15 protein-coding genes and 1 riboswitch are annotated in these 18,671 nt (G+C 72.7%); of the genes, 3 read left to right on the top strand and 12 right to left on the bottom strand.

Annotated features, from left to right (window positions below):
• Positions 1 to 19 precede the first annotated feature (19 nt).
• A riboswitch (ZMP/ZTP riboswitch) is annotated at positions 20 to 105 on the bottom strand.
• A gap of 198 nt (positions 106 to 303) precedes the next feature.
• Both E5083_RS01525 and E5083_RS01520 read right to left on the bottom strand, forming a co-directional pair.
• Complete coding sequence (locus tag E5083_RS01525) at positions 304 to 1,491, bottom strand: glutathionylspermidine synthase family protein (protein WP_135783769.1); 1,188 nt, start codon at positions 1,489 to 1,491, stop codon at positions 304 to 306.
• An 18-nt stretch (positions 1,492 to 1,509) separates the two neighbouring features.
• On the bottom strand, positions 1,510 to 1,863 hold the full coding sequence (locus tag E5083_RS01520) for a hypothetical protein (protein WP_135783768.1): 354 nt from the start codon (positions 1,861 to 1,863) through the stop codon (positions 1,510 to 1,512).
• Between the two features lie 279 nt (positions 1,864 to 2,142).
• Between E5083_RS01520 and E5083_RS01515 the strand changes: the two genes are divergently transcribed.
• Entirely contained in the window at positions 2,143 to 2,988 is an 846-nt protein-coding gene (locus E5083_RS01515; RefSeq protein ID WP_135784384.1) for a DMT family transporter, read from the top strand.
• Between the two features lie 3 nt (positions 2,989 to 2,991).
• Here E5083_RS01515 and pdxR read toward each other — a convergent pair whose 3' ends face one another.
• On the bottom strand, positions 2,992 to 4,386 hold the full coding sequence (pdxR, locus tag E5083_RS01510; RefSeq protein WP_135783767.1) for a MocR-like pyridoxine biosynthesis transcription factor PdxR: 1,395 nt from the start codon (positions 4,384 to 4,386) through the stop codon (positions 2,992 to 2,994).
• A gap of 46 nt (positions 4,387 to 4,432) precedes the next feature.
• On the opposite strand from pdxR, the gene E5083_RS01505 reads away from it, so the two are divergent.
• Together E5083_RS01505 and E5083_RS01500 are read left to right on the top strand one after the other, a co-directional pair.
• The gene (locus tag E5083_RS01505; RefSeq protein WP_135783766.1) at positions 4,433 to 4,933 is read left to right on the top strand and encodes a carboxymuconolactone decarboxylase family protein; all 501 of its coding nucleotides are present in this window, start codon (positions 4,433 to 4,435) and stop codon (positions 4,931 to 4,933) included.
• A gap of 70 nt (positions 4,934 to 5,003) precedes the next feature.
• Positions 5,004 to 6,077, top strand: coding sequence for a hypothetical protein (locus E5083_RS01500; RefSeq protein WP_135784383.1), 1,074 nt, complete (start codon positions 5,004 to 5,006; stop codon positions 6,075 to 6,077).
• 44 nt (positions 6,078 to 6,121) lie between these two features.
• On the opposite strand, the gene E5083_RS01495 is transcribed toward E5083_RS01500, so the two are convergent.
• The 9 genes from E5083_RS01495 to E5083_RS01455 all read right to left on the bottom strand — a co-directional run bounded on the left by E5083_RS01495 (position 6,122) and on the right by E5083_RS01455 (position 18,635).
• Positions 6,122 to 7,084: an ABC transporter substrate-binding protein gene (locus tag E5083_RS01495; protein WP_135783765.1), complete on the bottom strand. Its 963-nt coding sequence runs from the start codon at positions 7,082 to 7,084 to the stop codon at positions 6,122 to 6,124.
• Between the two features lies 1 nt (position 7,085).
• Complete coding sequence (locus tag E5083_RS01490; RefSeq protein WP_135783764.1) at positions 7,086 to 9,032, bottom strand: ABC transporter permease; 1,947 nt, start codon at positions 9,030 to 9,032, stop codon at positions 7,086 to 7,088.
• On the bottom strand, positions 9,032 to 10,165 hold the full coding sequence (locus tag E5083_RS01485; protein WP_135783763.1) for a quaternary amine ABC transporter ATP-binding protein: 1,134 nt from the start codon (positions 10,163 to 10,165) through the stop codon (positions 9,032 to 9,034). Before E5083_RS01485 ends, E5083_RS01490 begins: the two co-directional genes overlap by 1 nt.
• Positions 10,162 to 11,694 (bottom strand): GMC family oxidoreductase, encoded by a 1,533-nt coding sequence (locus E5083_RS01480; RefSeq protein ID WP_135783762.1) that lies wholly within the window; start codon positions 11,692 to 11,694, stop codon positions 10,162 to 10,164. Before E5083_RS01480 ends, E5083_RS01485 begins: the two co-directional genes overlap by 4 nt.
• 53 nt (positions 11,695 to 11,747) lie before the next feature.
• Positions 11,748 to 13,268, bottom strand: a complete 1,521-nt coding sequence (locus tag E5083_RS01475; protein ID WP_135783761.1) for an aldehyde dehydrogenase family protein — start codon at positions 13,266 to 13,268, stop codon at positions 11,748 to 11,750.
• Between the two features lie 222 nt (positions 13,269 to 13,490).
• Complete coding sequence (locus E5083_RS01470; RefSeq protein WP_135783760.1) at positions 13,491 to 14,132, bottom strand: hypothetical protein; 642 nt, start codon at positions 14,130 to 14,132, stop codon at positions 13,491 to 13,493.
• A gap of 1,419 nt (positions 14,133 to 15,551) precedes the next feature.
• Positions 15,552 to 15,899 (bottom strand): hypothetical protein, encoded by a 348-nt coding sequence (locus E5083_RS01465; protein ID WP_135783759.1) that lies wholly within the window; start codon positions 15,897 to 15,899, stop codon positions 15,552 to 15,554.
• Positions 15,896 to 17,614, bottom strand: coding sequence for a hypothetical protein (locus tag E5083_RS01460; RefSeq protein ID WP_135783758.1), 1,719 nt, complete (start codon positions 17,612 to 17,614; stop codon positions 15,896 to 15,898). Before E5083_RS01460 ends, E5083_RS01465 begins: the two co-directional genes overlap by 4 nt.
• Before the next feature lie 79 nt (positions 17,615 to 17,693).
• Positions 17,694 to 18,635 (bottom strand): LysR family transcriptional regulator, encoded by a 942-nt coding sequence (locus E5083_RS01455; RefSeq protein ID WP_135783757.1) that lies wholly within the window; start codon positions 18,633 to 18,635, stop codon positions 17,694 to 17,696.
• Between the last annotated feature and the right edge of the window lie 36 nt (positions 18,636 to 18,671).

The raw sequence follows: 18,671 nt of genomic DNA, 5'->3' as shown, positions 1-18,671 counted from the left end.
GTCGGTGTGTCGTCGTGTTCGGTTCGGCCCAGGCGCACGGCACTGACTCCCGGGCCGCTCCCCGATGGTCCATCCCATCCCAGCGCGCCAGTCACGGCCCACGACCAGCGTACCGGCCGTGGGTGAGGGTGTGCGCGGGGTCCAGGGTCTTTCGTTTGGATCAGGCCGGATCAGGGAGCGGGGTCCGGTGCCGTGGATCGCAAGGCGGAGGAGGGAGTCATGGCGGAGCCATGTCGACCGACGACAACGCGGCGAGGCGCGGTGCCGGGGCACGCGAGCCCGGCCTGATCCAAACGAGAGGCCCTAGAGGATCACGTGCGGCAGGAAGCGGGCGTAGGAGTCGGTGATCAGCCCCGAGGACTCGCGGATGCCGAGCCCGGCCGCCTCGTCGCCGACGACCCACGCGCCGAGGACGACATGGTTGCCGTCGAAGACGGGGAGCGGGGCGAGGGCCTGGTAGCAGCAGGTCTCCTCGGGCGCCGGAGGGGCGGGGCTGCCCGGCGGGTGCAGGGTGACGCCCTCGCCCTCGCGGCCGAGCAGCGGCTTGGCGGCGTAGCCGGTGGTGGCGGCCAGCTCGCGGGGGCCGTCCAGGTAGGCCGGGAGGAGGTGGGGGTGGCCGGGGTACAGCTCCCAGAGGATCGCCAGCAGGGCCTTGTTGCTGAGCAGCATCTTCCAGGCGGGCTCGATCCACAGGGTGCTGCCGGTGCCGCCGCCGTTGTCCAGGGTGTCCAGGACGTGCCCGGCGAACTCGTCGGTGGTGAGCCATTCCCACGGGTACAGCTTGAAGATCGCCCGGATGAACCTCAGCCGGTTGTCCACGAAGCGGCCGGAGAGGGTGTCCCAGCCGATCTCCTCCATGGCGAGCCAGTCGGTGTCGAGCCCGGCCTGCTCGGCGGTCTCCTTGAGGTAGGCGACCGTCATCAGGTCCTCGCCGAGTTCGTCGGCCGAGGAGTGCGCGAAGTGCAGCGGGGCGCCCGGCGGGAGGAGCTTCGCCTGTTTGCGCCAGGTGTCCACCAAGCGCTCGTGCAGCGAGTTCCACTGGTCGGCGCCGGGGAAGCGCTCCTCCATCCAGAACCACTGCGCGGACGCGGCCTCCACCAGCGAGGTCGGGGTGTCCGCGTTGTACTCCAGCAGCTTCGCCGGGCCGGTGCCGTCGTAGTGCAGGTCGAACCTGCCGTACACGGACGGGAGTTCGGCACGTCGGTGCCAGGACTCGGTGACGGCGGCGGTCACCCGCGGGTCGGTGATGCCGAGGTCGGCGAGCCGGCCGTGCTCCACCAGGTGCCCGGCGGCGGCCAGGCACATGGTGTGCAGTTCCTCGACGGTCTCCTCCAGCGCCTCCACCTCGGGCAGCGAGAAGACGTAGTACGCGCTCTCGTCCCAGTAGGGACGCAGGGAGCCGTCGGGGTGGCGGGTGAGCGGGTAGACGATCCCCTGTTCCTCGACGGTGCGCTGCCAGTCGGGGCGGGGCGTGATCGTACGGCGTTCCATGGCTGCGGCCCCGCCCGGTCAGCCGCCGGAGCTGCCGTGGCCGCTGCCGAAGCCGCCCCGGTGCACGCTGTGGTTGTCGTCGTCGCCCGAACGGCCTGAGCCGCTGCCGGACTTGCGGGGCGGGGTGAAGGAGCCGCTGCGGACCCAGGAGCCCTTCTTCTTGCCGCCGTAGTAGTAAGCACCCCCGCTGGAACCGGACTTGCAGTTCTTGTCGGAGACGACGTGGTAGCCCTTGCCCACGGTGTAGCTGTCGCGGTCCACGCAGCGCTTGTCCGGGTCGGACGAGGAGCATGCGGTGAGGGCGGCGGCGAGCAGCCCCATGCCGCCCAGGACCACGGTGGTGGACCGCAGTTGTGCGCGGGTGTCGGCCATGTTCTCTTCTCCCCCGTCGGTGATGCGTTCGGCAGTCAGCTTAGAGATCGGTATGAGTTTCCGGCAGGGCGGCCCGGCGTACGCCTGTTCCCCTAGGGTCTTTCGTTTGGATCAGGCCGGATCAGGGAGTGGGGTCCGGTGCCGTGGATCGCAAGGCGGAGGAGGGAGTCATGGCGGAGCCATGGCGAGTGACGACAACGCGGCGAGGCGCGGTGCCGGGGCCCGCGAGCCCGGCCTGATCCAAACGAAAGACCCTAGAGTCGCTTTGTGCTTTTTGGAATGGTGTGCGCGCTCGGCGCCGCGGTCTGCTTCGGTACGGCCACGGTCCTTCAGGCGGTGGCCGCGCGGGCGGCCGGGGAACAGGGCGGCGGGGAGGCGGCGCTGCTGCTGCGGGCGGTGCGGCAGTGGCGGTACGCGGCGGGGCTCGCGCTGGACGGGCTCGGCTTCGTGTGCCAGATCCTCGCGCTGCGCTCGGTGCCGATCTACGCGGTGGGCGCCGCGCTGGCCGCGAGCCTCGCGGTGACGGCGGTGGTCGCGGCGCGGCTGCTGCGGGTGCGGCTGAGCGGGGCGGAGTGGGCGGCGGTCGGCGTGGTGTGCGCGGGGCTCGCGCTGCTCGGGCTGGCCTCGGGCGCGGAGGGCGACCGCGGCGGCCCGGCCTGGCTGCCGTACGCGCTGCTCGCGACGGCGGCGGGCGTACTGCTGCTCGGCGCGGTGGGCGGCCGGCTCTCGGGACGGCCGCGCGCCCTGCTCCTCGGCCTCGGCGCGGGGCTCGGCTTCGGGGTGGTCGAGGTCGCGGTACGCCTGGTGAACTCCCTTGTCCCAGCCGCCCTGTTGACCGCCCCGTCCCTCTACGCCCTCCTCCTCGGCGGCGGCGCCGCCTTCCTGCTGCTGACCTCGGCGCTGCAACGCGGCTCGGTCACCACGGCGACGGCCGGCATGGTGCTCGGCGAGACCCTGGGCCCGGCGGCGGTGGGCGTGCTCTGGCTGGGCGACCGCACGAGGCCGGGGCTCGGTCCGCTCGCGGTGCTGGGGTTCGTCGTGGCGGTGGCGGGGGCGCTGACGCTGGGACGGTTCGGGGAGGCGCCGGAGCCGGCGGCTCAGCCGGAGGCGGAGCCGGTGCGCTGACGGCTACGGCAGTGCCCGGCACAGGGCTTCCAGGACGGTGGGCCAGGTGCTGTCGGGCGGGGTGCCGTAGCCGACGACGAGCGCCTCCAGCGGTTCGGCGACGGCCAGTTGATGCCGGTAGAAGGCGAGGCCGTGCAGCGCGAGGCCCTGCCAGTGGGCGGCCTGCACGACCGCCCGCTCGGTGCCGGGCGGCAGCCGCAGCACCGCGTGCAGCCCGGCCGCGATCCCGGTGACTGTCACCTCGGGCGCCCGGTCGGCCACGGCGGCGGCGAGTTGGTCCCGGCGGCGCCGGTAGCGCTGCCGGGCGGCGCGCACATGGCGGTCGTACGCGCCCGAGGCGATGAACTCGGCCAGCGTGAGCTGGTCCAGCACGCCGACGGTGTCGCTGTGGCCCTTGGCCGCCGTCAGCTCCGCCAGCAGGGCCGGGGGGACCACCATCCAGCCGAGGCGGAGTCCGGGGGCGAGGGACTTGCTGGCGGTGCCGAGGTAGACCACGTGGTCCGGGTCGAGGCCCTGGAGGGCGCCCACGGACTGGCGGTCGTAGCGGAACTCGCCGTCGTAGTCGTCCTCCAGGATCAGCCCGCCGGTCCGCCGCGCCCAGTCGACGACGGCCGCGCGCCGGTCGGGGCGCAGCGGGGTGCCCATGGGGAACTGGTGGGCGGGGGTGAGGAGTACGGCACCCTCCGTGCCCAACGGCCGTGTGTCGGTGCCGAGTTCGTCGTACGGCAGCGCGGTGGTCGTCAGACCCGACGCGGCGAGCAGATCGTGGTGCACGAACAGGCCGTACGACTCGACGGCGACCGTGCGGGCTCCCCGGCCGCGCAGCACGGTGCCGAGGAGGCGCAGGGCGTGGGAGAAGCCCGCCGTGATCAGTACCGAGCCGGGGTCGGCCCGTACACCCCGGACGCGGGCGAGGTACTCGGCGACGGCGGTGCGCAGTTCGGGGCGGCCGCGCGGATCGCCGTACCCCAGCGCGTCGTTGGGGGCGCGGGTCAGGGCGCGGCGGGCGGCCCTCAGCCACTCGGTGCGGGGGAAGGCGGCGAGGTCGGGGGTGCCGGGGACCAGGCTGTGCGCGGGGCGGCCCGGCGTGCGGCGCCGGACGGGGGCGCCCGCCGCTCCGGGCGCGGGTACGGGCCGCTCGGCGACGCGGGTGCCGGAGCCCTGGCGGGCGGTGAGCCAGCCCTCGGCGACCAGGTCGGCGTACGCCTCGGCGACGGTGTTGCGGGCGATCCCGAGGTCCGCCGCCAGGGTGCGGGAGGAGGGCAGCCGGGTGCCGGGGGCGAGCCGGCCGGTGCGTACGGCGTCGCGCAGCGCGTCGGTGAGACCCCGGCGCAGGCCACTGCTCCCGGCCGGTTCGAGGTGGAGGTCGATCCCCAGATTGGCCCATGAATCCGCCATGGAAATGGACCATACTCCTGGGCAGCTTCGCTCCTAGGCTTGCCGTATGGAGACCACGGAGAACACCACCGAGTACGCCCCCGAGCACCCCGCCCGCCTGTCCTGGACGTCGCACGCGCCGGAGGTCTACAAGGCGATGGTCCGCCTGGACGCGGCCGCCCGGAAGGGCGTCGACCCGACGCTGCTGGAACTCGTCAAGATCCGCGCCTCGCAGCTCAACCACTGCGCGTACTGCCTCGACATGCACACCAAGGACGCGCTCGCGGCCGGGGAGAGCGTGGAGCGCATCATCCAGCTCAGCGCCTGGGACGAGTCCCGCCACTTCTACACCGACCGTGAGCTGGCGGCCCTGGAACTGACCGAGGCGATCACCGTCCTCACCGACGGTTTCGTCCCGGACGCGGTGTACGAGCGCGCCGCCAAGCAGTTCGAGGAGGCGGAACTGGCCCAGCTCATCGCCGCGATCACAGTGATCAACGCCTGGAACCGCTTCGCGGTGTCGACGCGGATGGTGCCGGGGCATTACACGCCGGGGCAGCACCAGTAAGGGTGCCGAGGGACGGCCTGGAACGGCCCATCGCCAGGAGTTGTCAGTGGGTGATGGCAGCATCACCGGCATGCTTCTCGTACGTACGACGCCGCCACGGCCCGTGGATGTGACCAGGGTCTTCCCGGAGTTGGCGCCCTTGGCACGTCCTGCGATCCGTCTGCACCCTCGTCCCGGGGCGCCCTCGGTCGAAGAGAGTTCTGTCGGGGGGCCGTTGCTGTGGCCGGTGGATGAGCCATGGCCGCACTGTGAAGCCTCGCACCTGCACGTGGACAGCGGATTCCGCGAGTCGCCGGACGATGTGCGTCTCACCAGACGCTTGCGGGTCCGGTGGCACGCTGATCACAGTCGCGGTGGCATGACGCCCGAGGAGGAGGCGGTCAAGGAGCGGAACGCCGCGAGGCTCGCGGAGCGGCTCGACGCCGGCCCTCCCCCCGCGGACTGCCCGGTCCCCATGCTGCCCGTGGCCCAGCTCTACCTGCGCGACATACCCCTGTTGCGGCCGCCCGGAGAGGCCGATCTGCTCCAGATTCTGTGGTGCCCCTACGACCACGATCCGGATCACAAGCCGTCGACCGCACTGTTCTGGCGGTCCGCCGCCGAGGTCGCCGACATCCTCGCCACACCGCCCGAACCGTACGAGGTGAACTACGAGGGCTATCTGCCGGAGCCGTGCGTGCTGGCACCGGAAGCGATCACCGAGTACCCCAACAGCCTCGATCTGAGCCCGCAGATGCGGCTGATGGTGGGGGACTGGAGCAGATGGCAGGCGGCCGACGCCGACGTGGACGGCTCCTACGCGGAATATCCGCAGGAGTTCTATGACGTCCACCTGGCCGACGCGCCCGGCTGGAAGGTCGGCGGCTGGCCTCCGTGGGGCCGCACCGACCCCGAGCCCCGGTACTGCGCTGTCTGTGAAGTGCGGATGGTCCCGCTGCTGACCATCGCCTCCCGTGAATGGGACGGCGGCGAGGGACACAACTGGGCACCTCAGGAAGACCAGGCCGCCGCCATCGCCGCCGGGCATTGCTGCGGCCAGAGCCCGTCGCAGCCGACCAAGGTCGAGGTCGGCAGCACGGACAACATGCAGATCTACGTCTGCCCGGCCTCGCCCAAGCATCCGCACACCGACCTGATCCAGTGAGCTGCCGGGCGACGGATTACGAGTCCGCCGCCCGGCACCGTCCGTCAGGGAAGCCAGCGCTTCCACTGGTCAGGATGCGTGTCGACCCACTTCTTCGCGGCCTCCTCCGGGCTGAGTTTCTGCTCGGCGATCATGAGGGAGACCTCGTTCTGGTCCTCGGTGGTCCACTGGAACTTCTTCAGGAACTCCGCGCCCTTGCCGCCGGAGCGGGCGAAGTCGGCGTTGAGGAACTTGCGCAGCGGGGTCTTCGGGTACGCGCAGGTGATCTTCGCGGTGTCGGTGTCGCAGCCCTCCTTGTAGGGCGGGAGCTTCACCTCCGTCATGGGGACCTTCTTGAAGAGCCACTGTGGGGTGTACCAGTAGCTCAGGAAGGGCTTCTTCTCCTTGGCGAACTGCTTGATCTGGGTGATCTGCGCGGCCTCGGACCCGGCGAAGACGACCTGGTAGTTCAGCTTCAGGTTCTTCACCAGCGCCTTGTCATGGGTGACGTAGGCCGGGGAGCCGTCCATGATCTGGCCCTTGCCGCCGGACTCGGCGGTGCGGAACTGGGAGGCGTACTTGTTGAGGTTCTTCCAGTCCGTGATGTCCGGGTGCTGCTTGGCGAAGTACGTCGGCACGAACCAGCCGATGTGCCCGGTGACCCCGAGCCCGCCCGCGTAGGAGACGGTCTTCTTGTCGTGGACGTACCGCTTCTCCTGCTCGGGGTGGCTCCAGTCCTCCAGCAGGGCGTCGACGCGGCCCTGGCTGAGCGCGTCCCAGGCGGGGATCTCGTCGACCTGGACGGTGTCGACGCGATAGCCCAGCTTGTGCTCCAGCAGGTACTTGGCGACCGCCACGTTGGACTGCGCGCCCACCCAGGACTGCACGGACAGGGTCATGCTCTTCGCGCCGCCCGCGTTGGCGAACGGGCTGGCCTGCTTGGTCATGTCGGCCGCGCCGCAGCCGGTGAGCAGGGCGAGCGCGGACGCGGCGGCGACGCTCACCGAGAGGGTCGTACGGAGTCGCATGTCACGCTCCCTTCTTCGTACGGCGGCCGGTGGGCTGGGTGACCCGGTCGAGCATCAGACCGAGGCAGACGATCGCGGCACCGGCGACCAGGCCGGTGGCGAGGTCGCCCTGGGCGAGGCCGAAGGCGACGTCGTAGCCGAGGGCGCCCGCGCCGACCAGACCGCCGATGATGACCACGGCGAGGACCAGGACCACGCCCTGGTTCACCGCGAGCAGCAGCGAGCGGCGGGCCAGCGGGAGCTGGACCTGCCAGAGCTGCTGGCGGCCGGTGGCGCCCAGCGAGCGGGCGGACTCCAGCGCGGCCGGGTCGACCTGGCGCAGGCCCTGCGCGGTGATCCGGACGACGGCCGGGAGGGCGTACACCACGGCGGCGACGACGGCGGGGGCACGGCCGACGCCGAACAGGGCGACGACCGGGATCAGGTACACGAACTGCGGCATGGTCTGGAACACGTCCAGCACCGGGCGCAGCATCCGGTCGACCCGGTCGCTGCGGGCGGCCGCGATGCCGGTGGCGATGCCGAGGACCAGGGTGACGGCGACGGCGGCCAGTACCTGGGAGAGGGTGTCGAGGGAGGAGTCCCAGACACCGAGCACGCCGATCGCGGCCATGGCGAGGGTGGCGGTCAGCGCGGTGCGCCAGGTGCCGATCAGCCAGGCCAGCGCGGCGACGATCAGCAGCACCGACCACCAGGGCAGCGCGCGCAGGCCGTCGCGGAGCGGGTCCAGCATCCAGGTGGTGAAGTGCGCGGCCCAGTCGGCGGTGCCGCCGATGACGGGGACGCCGGAGTAGAGGTGCGCGGTCATCCAGTTGACGGCGTGGTTGACCGGCTCCGCGATGTTCACGGTCGCGGAGCCCGGCCATTCGGCGCCGCCGAGCAGCCGGGCGGCGACCGCCGCGACGGCGGTGCCGGCGAGCGCGAGCAGCCACACCGTACGGCGGGACTCGCCGGTGCCGTCGGCGGCGCGGCCGGCGGCGCCGGTCACCCGGTCCAGCACGATGGCGAGCAGCACGATCGGGATGCCGGCCGCGAGGGCGGCGCCGACGTCGACGGAGGCGAGCGCCTGGTAGACGCGGTCACCGAGGCCGCCGGCGCCGATGACGGAGGCGATGACGGCCATGGACAGCGCCATCATGATCGTCTGGTTGAGGCCGAGCAGCAGTTCCTTGCGGGCCAGCGGGATGCGGGCGGTCAGCAGCCGCTGGCGCGGGGTGGCGCCCAGCGAGCGCACCGCCTCCAGCACCTCGGGGTCGGCGCCGCGCAGGCCCAGCGCGGTGAGCCGCGCCATCGGCGGGGCCGCGTAGACCACGGTGGCCAGGACGGCGGCGGGGACGCCGATGCCGAAGACCAGCACCACGGGCAGCAGGTAGGCGAAGGCCGGGAGCACCTGCATGGTGTCCAGCACCGGGCGCAGCGCGCGGTCCATCCGGTCGGAGAGCCCGGCGGCGAGGCCGAGCAGGACGCCGACGGCGACGGACGCGAGCACGGCGGCCACCATGAGCGCGAGCGTCTGCATGGTGGGCAGCCACATGCCGAGCGCGCCGCAGGCGAGGAACGCCACGGCCGTCCCGGCGGCCAGCTTCACCCCGGCCACCCGCCAGGCGACCAGGGCGCCGAGCACGGTGACGCCGACCCAGCCCATGGCGAGCAGGGCGAGGTAGACACCGCGTACGCAGAGCACGACCGCGTTGCTGATGTGGCCGAAGAAGTACAGGAACAGCGGGTGGGTGTCCCGGTTGTTCATCACCCAGTCGCTGGCGTCGCCGAGCGGACCGGTGAGGCTCACGGTCAGCGCGTGCGGCCAGTGTCCGCTGCCCCACCGGCCATCGAGCAGGGGGACGAGGATCACGGCGGCGACGGCGAGCGTGAGCAGCTTGGCCGCCGGACGGGACTTGAGCAGGCCGGGCAGGGCGCGCCGGGCGCTGGGGGCGGTGATGGTAGCCATCAGACCGCCTTGGGCTCGGGGACGGCGGACACGAGGGTGGGCTCGGCCTCCCGCTCGGCGGGGGCGGCCGTGCCGGTGCCCGCGACCACGTTGAGCAGGGCGTCGGAGTCGACGACACCCATACAGGTGCCGTCGTCCATCACACGGGCCGGCTCACCCGCGCGGGCGACGGCCTCGATGGCCTCGGCGACCGGGGCCTCGGGGCGTACGGCGGGACCGCTGCCGGCCTCCTCCAGGGAGGCGGGGCGCATGGCGGTACGGCAGGTGACGACCTGCTCGCGCGGCACGTCGCGGACGAACTCGCGGACGTAGTCGTCGGCCGGGGAGTTGACGATCTCCTCGGGGGTGCCGAGCTGGACCACGCGGCCGTCGCGCATCAGGGCGATGCGGTCGCCGAGCTTGAGGGCCTCGGTGAGGTCGTGGGTGATGAAGACCATGGTGCGGCCCTCTTCGCTGTGCAGACGGGCGACCTCGTCCTGCATGTCGCGCCGGATCAGCGGGTCGAGCGCGCTGAACGGCTCGTCGAACAGCAGCACCTCGGGATCGACGGCGAGGGCGCGGGCGAGCCCGACGCGCTGGCGCTGACCGCCGGAGAGCTGGCCCGGACGGCGCTTCTCCATGCCCGCCAGGCCGACCTTGGCGACGACCTCGGCGGCCTTCTCCCGGCGCTCGGCGCGGCCCATGCCCTGGATCTCCAGGCCGTAGGCGACGTTGTCGAGGACCGTGCGGTGCGGCAGCAGGCCGAAGTGCTGGAAGACCATCGCGGCCCGGTGGCGGCGCAGTTCGCGCAGCCGGCCGCGGTCCATGGCGCGTACGTCCTCGCCGTCGATGGCGATGGTGCCCGCGGTGGGCTCGATCAGCCGGGTCAGACAGCGCACCAGGGTGGACTTGCCGGAGCCGGACAGGCCCATGACGACGAAGACCTCGCCCTTGCGGACCTCGAAGGACACGTCCCGCACGGCGGCCGTGCAGCCGGTCTCGGCGCGCAGCTCGGCGGGGCTCAGCGCGGCCAGCGCCGGGTCGGCGGGGACGCGCTCGGCCTTGGGGCCGAACACCTTCCACAGGCCGTCGACGGCGAAGACCGGCGCGTCGCTGGTGGTGGGCGGCTTACGGGTGGGAACGGTGAGCGTCATCGCGCGTCACCACCGATCAGTTCGACGGCCTTCTCCCCGACCATGAGCACTCCGATCATCGGGTTCACCGCGGTCATCGTCGGGAAGACGGACGCGTCGGCTATGCGGATGCCGTTGAGACCCCGGACACGCAACTCGGGGTCCACCACGGCGAGTTCGTCATCGGCGGCGCCCATCTTGCAGGTGCCGGCCGGGTGGTACACGGTGTGCGCGACCTTGCGCGCGTACTCGCTCAGCTCCTCGTCGCCCTGGACCTCGGGGCCGGGGCAGACCTCGCGCTTGAGCCAGTGGGCCAGCGGCTCCGACTTGGCCACCTCGCGGGCGATACGGATGCCGTCGACCAGGGTCTGGGCGTCGTAGTCGTCCTCGTCGGTGAAGTACCTGAAGTCCAGCGCAGGCTTGACCTCGGGGTCGGCGCTGGTCAGGTAAAGACGGCCGCGGCTCTTGGGCTTGGGGATGTTCGGGGTCATCGAGACGCCGAACTCGGGCCGCTCGTAACCCAGTCGCTCCGGGTTGTCCGTGAACGGGATCTGGTAGAAGTGGAACATCAGGTCCGGGCCCGCGTGTTCGGGGTCGCGGCGGACGAACAGGCCCGCGTCGGAGTCCATCGCGGAGTTCTCCGGGATGGGTCCGTGGGTCTCCCACACGATGACCGACTCCGGGTGGTCGAGCAGGTTCTCGCCGACGCCGGGCAGGTCCAGCACGACCGGGATGCCGAGGGCCTCCAGGTCGGCGCGCGGGCCGATGCCCGAGTGCAGCAGCAGGCGCGGGGTGTCGACGGCGCCGGCGCAGAGGATCACCTCGTTGCGCGCCTTGACCAGCAGCTCCTGGCCGTCCTTGGTGCGCACGTGGACGCCCTCGGCGCGGGTGCCGTCCAGCTCCAGCTTGTAGGCCCAAGTCTCCAGGAACAGGTGGAGGTTGGGGCGCTCGTCCATCACCGGGTGGAGGTAGGCGACGGACGCGGAGGAGCGCTTGTTGTTCTCGGGGTGGTAGGAGAGGTCGAAGAAACCGACTCCGTCGGTGAACGGCTTCTTGTTGAAGCCCTCCACGCGCGGCACACCGAGCGTGGACTGCGCGGCGTCCACGAAGTCCCGTGCGATGGCGTTGCGGTCCTTCTCGTCCACCGAGACGATGTTGTTCTTCAGCCGGGCGAAGTACGCCTCCATCGGCACGGCGCCCCAGCCGGTCGCCCCGGCCTGCTCCCACTCGTCCCAGTCGGAGGGGAGCGGCTTGAACGAGATCAGGGTGTTGTGCGAGGAGCAGCCGCCGAGCACGCGGGCCCGGCTGTGCCGGATGTGGGAGTTGCCGCGCGGCTGCTCGGTGGTCGGGTAGTCGTAGTCGAGGTCGCCGCCGAGCAGGCCCATCCAGCGGCGCAGGGTGAGCACGTCGTCGCGGTCGACGTCGCTCGGGCCGCCCTCGATGACGGCGACGGTGACGTCCGGGTTCTCGGTCAGGCGGGAGGCGATGACCGAGCCCGCCGTGCCGCCGCCGACGACGACGTAGTCGTACTCGTGGGTGTGTTCGGGCATGGGGTGTCTGACTCCTGGGGGCAGGGAGGTCGTACGAAGGTCTGGGGGGAGGCTCAGCCGGCGAACCAGCGCACCGGGCTCGGGGCGAGGTTCTGGTACACGTGCTTGGTCTCGCGGTACTCGGCGAGGCCGGCGGGGCCCAGTTCGCGGCCGGTGCCGCTCTTGCCGAAGCCGCCCCACTCCGCCTGCGGCAGGTAGGGGTGGAAGTCGTTGATCCACACGGTGCCGTGCCGCAGCTTGGCGGCGACGCGCCGGGCGCGGCCGGGGTCGGCGGTCCAGACGGCGCCCGCGAGGCCGTACTCGGTGTCGTTGGCGAGGGTGACCGCCTCGTCCTCGGTGCGGAAGGTCTCGACGGTGAGGACGGGGCCGAAGACCTCCTCCCGCACGACGCGCATCTCGCGGTGGCAGTGGTCGAGGACGGTCGGCTCGTAGAAGTAGCCGGACTCGGGGCGGTCCGCGGTGGGCTCGGGGCGCTTGCCGCCGCAGACCAGGCGCGCGCCCTCGGCCAGCGCGGAGGCGACGAAGTCCTCGGTCTTGGCGCGCTGCTGCTCGGAGACGAGGGGGCCGCACTCGACGCCGGGTACGGTGCCGCGGCCGAGCCTGATCTTCCGGGCGCGGAGGGCGAGTTCGGCGACGAAGCGGTCCCGGACGGGCTCCTCGATGATGAGGCGCCCGCCGGCCGAGCAGACCTGGCCGCTGTGGATGAAGGCGGCGTTGAGGGCCTGGTCGACGGCGGTGTCGAAGCCCTCCTCGGTGGCGCAGGCGTCGGCGAAGACCACGTTGGGGTTCTTGCCGCCGAGTTCCAGCGCGACCTTCTTCACGCTCGGCGCGGCGGCCTGGGCCACCTTGACGCCGCTGACCAGGCCGCCGGTGAAGGAGACCAGGTCGACGTCGGGGTGGTCCGAGAGGCGGGCGCCGACGGTGTGGCCGGGGCCGGTGACCAGGCCCGCGACGCCCTCGGGGAGTCCGGCCTCCACCAGCAGCCCGATCAGCGCGATGGTGGTCATCGGGGTGATCTCGCTGGGCTTGATCACGAAGGTGTTGCCCGCGGCGAGCGCCGGGGCGATCTTCCAGCTTGCCTGGAGCAGCGGATAGTTCCACGGGGTGATCAGCGAGCAGACACCGACCGGCTCGTGCACGACGACGCTGTGGATGTCGGGCGAGCCCGCGTCGACCACCCGGCCGGGCGCCTCGGCGGCGACCAGGTCCGCGAAGTAGCGGAAGGCGTCGGCGACGCAGTCGATGTCGACGCGGCCCTCTTCGACGGTCTTGCCCGCGTCCCTGCTCTCCAGCAGGCCCAGCTCCTCGCGGTCGCGGACCAGGAGGTCCGCGACGCGGCGCAGCAGGGCGGCGCGCTCGGCGACCGGGGTGTGCGGCCAGGGGCCCTCGTCGAAGGCGCGGCGGGCGGCGGCCACCGCCCGGTCGACGTCCTTGGTCCCGCCCTCGGCGACGACGGCGAAGGGCCTGCCGTCCGCGGGGTCGAGGATCTCGCGGGTCGCACCGGAGTCCGCTTCCAGCCACTCGCCTCCGGCGTGGATGGTGGCCTCGGCCGGTCGTTCCGTTCTGTCCGCCATGATCGGTTTTGCCTTCCGTTCCTGTTCAGCCGCCCTGCGTGACAGAGCTGCCACGTCTGGGCGGAGGACCGCATGCCCGAGGCCGGTGACGCGCATGCGCATTCGATGGCCGAAAGTGCGCTGGGTCACGGAAATTACGGGAGAAAGGCGGAGGAATCGGACGAGCGAGGGTGGCGTGGATCACGACCGCGGTACGCACCCGTGCGAACCGGGTCTATTCGATCAGTCGAGCGCCGCGTTCCCTGCCGGGTCGCAGTTCATGCCGGGCGGGCAGAACCAGTCGAGCGCGGTGGTGAGGAGTTCCAGCTCGTCTTCTCTGCCGTCAGCGTCCGGGCCGTAGGCGGCGAGGGCGTAGATCTTGCCGTCGGTGGCGACGAAGCGTTCGTCGTAGACGTGCCAGGTGCCGACCTCGGGCTCGTTCCGGATGGTGTCCGCGAGGTACTCCAGCCGGGAGCCGGTGAAGTCCCCCTCGTCCAGGTTGGTCAGCGCCAGCTTCTCGAAGCCGCGCGGCTTGGCGGTCTGGTCGGAGAGGTACAGGTCGAACGACGCGTCCGGGCTCGCCTCCGACACCTCGTACACCTGGAGCCTGCGCTCCTTGTCGGGGCTGCGGAAGTTCACGACGGCCATCCCGTACTCGGACGGCACGGTCGCCCGCGTCCACCCCTCGGGCACGGCCACCCGGAACCCCTCACCGTCGTCGTGCAGCTCGTATCCGGCGGGGGGTGCGCTGGGCGAGGGGCTGGGGGTGGGCGAACTGCTGAGGGGGCTGGGGCTACGAGTCACGGGCGCGGAGGAGGTACGCCCCTTCTGGCTCCGGTCGTCACCGTCGTCCTTCCCGACGACCAGCGCCAACACCAGACTCACCGCAATCCCGGCCGCCGCGGCCCCGACGATGACAGACCAGAGGAGGCGCCGACTGGGGCCACTGCGGGGCGGTGCCGGATCGGCGGGGGGCCAGGGGGCGGCGGCGGGGAAGGTCGAGGTCGGAGGGGTGGGGGGCCAGGTGGCGGTCTGGGAATCGGCGGGCCAGGTGGCGGCCGAGGGGCCGGCAGGCGCACCCGGCTCCGCCGGAGGCCACGAGGCGGTGGGGGGTTCCGCGTGCGCCGGCAACTCGGCCGGTGGCCATGAGCCGCTCGGCGGCTCCGCGCGCCCGGAAAACTCGGCCGATGGCCAGGCAGCGTCCGACGGCTCCCCTTCCGAGGAAGCTCCGGCCGGTGGCCAGGAGGAGGGCGGGGGCGTCCGCCGATCTGCGGGTGGCCACGCGGAAGCCGAGGGGTCGGCGGAGGGCCCGATCCCGGTCGGCGGACCGGCAGAGCCGGAGGGACCGGCAGCCGCCGAAGGCTCAGCCGAGGGCCCCGCATCGGTCGACCGCTCGGCAGCCGCCGAAGGCTCCGCCAAGGACCGGGCACCAGCCGCCGGCCCCGCAAACCCGGACCCCTCGGCGGACGCCGGTGCCTCGCCCGAGGGCCGACCGCCAGCCGTCGCCCCGGCAGCGGCGGAGAGGCCGGCGGACGCCGAACGCTCAGCCGAGGGCCACGCATCGGTCGACCGCTCGGCAGCCGCCGAAGGCTCCGCCAAGGACCGGGCACCAGCCGCCGGCCCCGCAAACCCGGACCCCTCGACGGACGCCGGTGCCTCGCCCGAGGGCCGACCGCCAGCCGTCGCCCCGGCAGCGGCGGAAGGGCCGGCGGACGCCGAAGGCTCACCCGAGGAACGCGCACCGGCAGACGCCGACGGCTCCGCCGAGGACCGGGCGCCAGCCATCGGCCCCGCAGAGCCGGACCCCTCGGCGGACGCCGAATGCTCGGCCGGGGACCGCGCGCCGGTCGACGGATCGGTGGAGGTCGGCGCGTCGGCGGAAGCCGGGGAATCGGCCGCCGGACCGCCGGAGGCAGAAGGAGTGCGGCGGTCTGCCGGGGGCCAGGTGGAGGTCGGGGTGTCGACGGACTCGGTGGGGGCGGCCGGGGGCCACTCCGAGGCCGGCGGGCCGGCGGGCCTCGTCGGGTCGGCCGGAGCCGGTGGTTCGGTGGGCCCCGTCGGGTCGGCGGGGGGCCAGGCCGGGGCCGGTGGGCCGGCTGGCCTCGTCGGGGCGGCCGGGGCCGGTGGTTCGGCGGGCCTCGTCGGGTCGGCCGGGGGCCACACCGGGGCCGGGGCGTACTCCGGGCGCGATGGTGGTGGTGGGGTCGGGGGTGCGTCGGCGGCGGGGCCGGCCTCCCAGCGTTGGGTGTCTTCGTTCCAGTGTTGTTCTCCCCCGCTCATCGCGGCCCCCCTTGTGTGTTGCGGTCAGAGTCCGAGGAGGCCGGCTACCGTGCCGGCCGAGGCGAGGACGGTCAGGAGGGACTGGGAGTCGGTGAGGAGTTCGCGGAGGCGTTCGCGGCGGGTGGGGCTCGCCTGGCCGGTGCGGGTGAGTTCCGCCTCGGTGTCGGCGAGCGCCTCGCCCAGCGCGGCGGTCTGCTCGGTGGCCCGTACCCGCGCGAGGTCGGCGCGCAACTCCCGTACCGCTGCCAGGAGTTCCTGGTCGGCAGGGGTGCCCGTACTGTGCTGGTGGCTCTCGGCGTGGGCGTGGTTGCCGATGGCGAAGGTGCTGCCCGACACGTCTCCGATGCGCACGTTCGGCTCCTGACCGGTCATGTCCCGGCTCCCTCCTGCGGCGCGGGCGCGCCCGTGGCGGTGGCGTGGCTGCCGACGGCGAAGGTGCTGCCCTCGACGCGGCCGATGTGGACGTCCCCGTTGCGGATGTTGACGACCTTCCGGACGAACTCGCCCGTCTGGTAACCGGATTCGGCGAGCGCGGACCGCACTCCGTCGGCCACCCGGTCCTGCACCCCGCGCAGATACCGGACGACGTCCATCTCCTGGAACAGCGAACCGACAGGGGTGGACCCCAGCTCGCGCACCGAGAGCGCGGGACCGTCGGGCAGGGCGTTCGCGTACCCGCCGGTCAGCAGCCGCCAGCCGTGCACCAGCCCCCGGCCGAGCTGGGCGATCGCCCGCCCCGCCGAACCCGGCACCAGGACGAGCGCGGTGGCGGCCTTGCCGAGGTGGTTGTTGTGCCGGAACCGATGGGCCGCGCGGTCGGCGTCCTTGAAGTCCTCGCGCACCGGCGTCAGCACATGCGGCGCGATCTCCAGCATCAGCATGCCGCCCTGGGTGTGGACGCGGACGTACACGGTGACGACCAGCTCCTCCTCCCAGCCGCCGACCCGCACCCGCAGGAAGTGCCGCCGCTTCTCGGCCCCCTCCTCCACCGCCCGTGCCCGGTGCTGCTCGAACGCCTCGGCGGTGTACGGCGCCTGCTCCCGCTTCCGCAGCCCCTCCACCGGCAGGAACACGCACTCGTCGATCTCCAGCCAGCGCAGCCGGTCCCGGACACCGGGCCCCGCGTACTCGGCCGGTACCCGGAGCTGCTCCAGGCGGGGGCGGATCTTCTCCAGGATCGCCCGGTTGCTGAGCGGCTGGCGTTCCTTCGCCAGCTCGTCCGGCTTCAGTTCCACGGCCAGCACCCACGTGTCGTACGCGTCCCCGGCCCCGCAGAACGGCCGGGCCTCGTGGTACATGACCAGCGGCGCGTGCTGCTCCAGCCGGATGCGCTGCCTGAGCCGCTGGAAACGCGGGCTCGGCGCCTGCTCGGCGGGGTCGGCGGCGGCGTCCGGGAAGCGCTGCGGGGACAGCTCACCGGCCAGCGCCCGGCTGAACTGGGTCCGCTGCGCGTGCACGCACACCGCGATGAGCGCGAGCACGACGAGGGTGAACCACGCCTGCCACAGCTCCACGGCCGGGGTGAGCGAGTCGGAGAGGTCCTCGGAACCGCCGTACCCCCCGTACCCGTACGGGTCGTAGGACGGCTCGGGGGACGGACCCCCGCCGAACGCGGTGACGACGGTCAGCACGAACAGCGCCGCGAACCACGCCCGTCCCCACCACCGCGCCAGGAAGGCGAGGACCAGCCGGTACAGCGGCGGCGAAGCGGCGCGCCCGCGCAGCCAGGGGGCGAGCGCGAGCCAGATGCTGGGCCACAGGTACAGCGCGAGCAGCCCGCCGCTGAGCGGCAGGCCCACCAGCCACAGCCCGGTGATCGCGCCAGCCCAGACCAGCTCCTGCCGCCGGGCCCGCAGCGCGTGCGCCAGCACCCGCGCCGCGTCGAAACCGAACGAAGGGGCCACGATCCGCTGCTCGTTGAGGTGGAGTTCCTCGATGACGCGGTCGCGGTAGCCGGAGTCCAGATACGCGCCCGCGCACAGCAGCCGGGTGGCCTCGCTGGCGTGGGGCGGGACGGGCGGCGGATGGACCGGTGCCCGCTCGGCCGACGTCCGCTCCGCCTGCGGCGGTACCTGAGCACTGCTCATGCCATCCCCCGATGCATGGAAGTCCCGCGCCCACGAGAAGGTGGACGACGACCGCTGAGCATAGAGGGGTGACAGGTGGTCAGGAAACCGCAATCCGCTCGGCCATCAACTCCTTCACCGTGGCGCGCAGCCAGGCGTGGGCCGGGTCGGCGTCGTGGCGGGGATGCCAGGCGAGCCCGACCTCCAGGGGCGGCAGCGGGAGCGGGATGGGGAAGGTGACCAGTCCGAGCGTCTCCGCCAGGGGCCGGCTCCCCCGGCTGACGATCCCGACCAGGTCGGTGTCCCGCAGTACGAACAGCGAGGCCGGGTAGGTCCCGACGCTGCCGACGACCTGCCGCGTGAGCCCGAGCGCGGCGAGCGCGTCGTCGATCGGCCCGCGCAGCCGTCCCCGCCGGGACACGCTCAGATGCCCGGCCTCGGAGGCGAACCGCTCAGGGGTCAACTCGTCGTCCAGCAAAGGGTGTCCGGCCCGTACGACCCCGAGCATTCGGTCCTCGTACAGCGTCTCCACCCGCACCTCGGGGGCGGTGGTGTCGACCACGCCGATCTCCAGGTCGGCGGTGCCCTGGCGCAGGAAGGGGGCGTCGACCGGGCTCTCGGAGAGGAACCGCAGCCGGATGCCGGGCGCCTCGCGGGCGGTGCGGGTCAGCAGCGGGGCGCCGAGAGTGGCGGCGGTCGCGTCGTGGCCGAGGATCGTGAAGGTACGGGTCATCGTGCGCGGGTCGGTGTCCCGGCCGGGTGCGAACAGCGCGCGGGCCCGCTCGACCACCGCGCTGACCTCGGCCCGTACCGCCAGCGCGTGCGGGGTCGGCACCATCTGCCGCCCGGCGCGCACCAGTACGGGGTCGCCCAGCGCCTTGCGGATACGGCCGAGGGTGCGGCTCATCGCGGGCTCCGACAGATGCAGCCGCCGGGCGGCACCCCGGACGCTCTGCTCCTCCAGGAGCACATCGAGCGCGAGCAGCAGATTGAGGTCCACGCCCGCGAGCGGCGAGGTGTCTCCGGATTGCGTCACACGCAATCATCCCTTGCGAAGGTTGCACTGGCAAGCAGGTCG

Origin of the sequence: Streptomyces bauhiniae (assembly GCF_004784475.1) — a bacterium.
GTDB classification, from domain to species: Bacteria; Actinomycetota; Actinomycetes; order Streptomycetales; family Streptomycetaceae; genus Streptomyces; species Streptomyces seoulensis.
The sequence above is the reverse complement of the archived record's forward strand: the minus strand, read 5'-3'. Positions and strand labels throughout refer to the sequence as shown.

Excerpts from the sequence above, each read along its gene's own strand:
- E5083_RS01525 (WP_135783769.1), bottom strand. The coding sequence starts at position 1,491 with ATGGAACGCCGTACGATCACGCCCCGCCCCGACTGGCAGCGCACCGTC.
- E5083_RS01520 (WP_135783768.1), bottom strand. The coding sequence starts at position 1,863 with ATGGCCGACACCCGCGCACAACTGCGGTCCACCACCGTGGTCCTGGGC.
- E5083_RS01515 (WP_135784384.1), top strand. The coding sequence starts at position 2,143 with ATGGTGTGCGCGCTCGGCGCCGCGGTCTGCTTCGGTACGGCCACGGTC.
- pdxR (WP_135783767.1), bottom strand. The coding sequence starts at position 4,386 with ATGGCGGATTCATGGGCCAATCTGGGGATCGACCTCCACCTCGAACCG.
- E5083_RS01505 (WP_135783766.1), top strand. The coding sequence starts at position 4,433 with ATGGAGACCACGGAGAACACCACCGAGTACGCCCCCGAGCACCCCGCC.
- E5083_RS01500 (WP_135784383.1), top strand. The coding sequence starts at position 5,004 with ATGCTTCTCGTACGTACGACGCCGCCACGGCCCGTGGATGTGACCAGG.
- E5083_RS01495 (WP_135783765.1), bottom strand. The coding sequence starts at position 7,084 with ATGCGACTCCGTACGACCCTCTCGGTGAGCGTCGCCGCCGCGTCCGCG.
- E5083_RS01490 (WP_135783764.1), bottom strand. The coding sequence starts at position 9,032 with ATGGCTACCATCACCGCCCCCAGCGCCCGGCGCGCCCTGCCCGGCCTG.
- E5083_RS01485 (WP_135783763.1), bottom strand. The coding sequence starts at position 10,165 with ATGACGCTCACCGTTCCCACCCGTAAGCCGCCCACCACCAGCGACGCG.
- E5083_RS01480 (WP_135783762.1), bottom strand. The coding sequence starts at position 11,694 with ATGCCCGAACACACCCACGAGTACGACTACGTCGTCGTCGGCGGCGGC.
- E5083_RS01475 (WP_135783761.1), bottom strand. The coding sequence starts at position 13,268 with ATGGCGGACAGAACGGAACGACCGGCCGAGGCCACCATCCACGCCGGA.
- E5083_RS01465 (WP_135783759.1), bottom strand. The coding sequence starts at position 15,899 with ATGACCGGTCAGGAGCCGAACGTGCGCATCGGAGACGTGTCGGGCAGC.
- E5083_RS01460 (WP_135783758.1), bottom strand. The coding sequence starts at position 17,614 with ATGAGCAGTGCTCAGGTACCGCCGCAGGCGGAGCGGACGTCGGCCGAG.